The organism is Limnobacter sp. MED105, assembly GCF_000170915.1.
Classification (GTDB): Bacteria; Pseudomonadota; Gammaproteobacteria; order Burkholderiales; family Burkholderiaceae_B; genus Limnobacter.
Map to the genome: position 1 here is coordinate 1 of NZ_ABCT01000042.1, position 1,611 is coordinate 1,611.

The 1,611-nt window shown below is 51.8% G+C and carries 1 protein-coding gene and 1 pseudogene; both read left to right on the top strand.

Annotated features, from left to right (window positions below):
• Positions 1 to 533 (top strand): annotated as a pseudogene (locus LMED105_RS15890) (hypothetical protein); the annotation flags it as partial.
• A 2-nt stretch (positions 534 to 535) separates the two neighbouring features.
• Positions 536 to 1,611 (top strand): type II secretion system F family protein (locus LMED105_RS15895; RefSeq protein WP_008253373.1); only part of this gene is annotated, 1,076 nt, incomplete at its 3' end.

Below are 1,611 nucleotides of genomic sequence, written 5' to 3' on the forward strand. Positions count from 1 at the left end.
CCAACGAAGAAATTGGCATGAGTCGCGACGTGCTGACCAACCCCAATATTTTGACATTGCTGGTGTACCAGGCCCTGGTACCCAAGCTGTGCCCACACTGCAAAATTGGCGGCCGCTTGTATCAGCAGGGAATGTCCGATTCTGAGCATGTGCTTGAAATACTCGACACACTGGAAAACCGCTTTCAGCTGGAACGCGATCTGTTTTACTTCAAAAGACAAGGCGGTTGCCCCAAATGCAAACACCGCGGCACTGCTGGCCTGAGTGTGGTTGCTGAAATTTTGACCCCCGACCGGAAGTGGCTGAACCTGATTCGCCAGGGCAAAGACTACGAAGCCATGATGTACTACCGTTCGAAATCGGATGGCAATTTCCGGTCCGAGAACATGGACGGCAAAACCGTGTTTGAACACACCCTGTACAAAGCGCTGCTGGGCGAAGTAGACCCCCGCCACTGCGAACGTTTTGACAGCTTTGACCGTTTCGAAATCATGAACGACGCAGACCGCGCCGAAACAGCGGCTTACACCTGAACATGACATTCAAAAAGAAATTCACCAACTTTTTCAATGCCATCAACTTGATGGACTTTCGCGGCAAGCGCGAGGCATTTTACGAACAACTTGCCAAATCGATTGAGAACAAAGAACAGTTCAAAACCTTTCTGGAAGAAGAACTGAAAATTGCCCGCCACAAGCGAACCCGCAACAGCAGCCGGGAGGCGGCGCTTAAGTTGATGGTTCGTAAATTGAGTTTGGGTGACGACTTTTTGATCAGCCAAATTCTGGGCACCGTAATGCCGCAGAACGACCGCATGATGTTGGCGGCGGTAGACGAAGCCAAAGACAAACCTGGCACCTTGCGTGCATTGGCCGCAGCGATTAAATCGCAAAAAGAAGCAAAGAGCGTGATTTGGAAAGCCATTTTCCCGCCCATGGTGCTAATACCTGGTGTAGCTGGCTTCAGCTACGTGCTGGCCACGCAGTCCATTCCGATTATTGTGAAAGTGGCACCGCCTGAAGTGTGGACACCGTTCAATATGTCGGTTCGAATCGTGTCGGAAATTGTTGCTTCTCACGGCGGTTTGATCGTGGCTGGTGTTATTGGTGCGATTGCCGCATTTACTTATGCGCTGCCCCGCTGGAAAGGCAATTTGCGAAGCCAATTGGAGCAAGTACCACAAGGCTGGGGCTTCTTGCTGTTTCCAGTGGCACCATTTCTGTTGCCGTTGTCCATTTACCGCGACTTTCAAGTCAGCCTTCTGGTGACCTCGCTGGCGGTGTTGTTGAAAAGCGGAGCCACTTTGTCGTCGGCACTGGACACGCTGAAACGCAATGCCGACCCGTGGATGCGTTGGCACTTGAAAAAGATCATGAACCACTTGAACGTGGCCCCCACCGATTACATACCTGCATTCAGCAAAGGGCTGATGAGCCCGAAATTGCTGGCACGCCTGGCCACCACCATTCGCAACAACCCGCAATTCGACAAAATTCTGATTCAACTGGGCACCGAAGGCGGTGAAGACATTCGCAATGAAATTGGCAACACCGCCAAGGGTTTGAATGCCGTGTTGCTGAGTGTTGCTGCGGCTGTGGTGGTGTTCTTGTA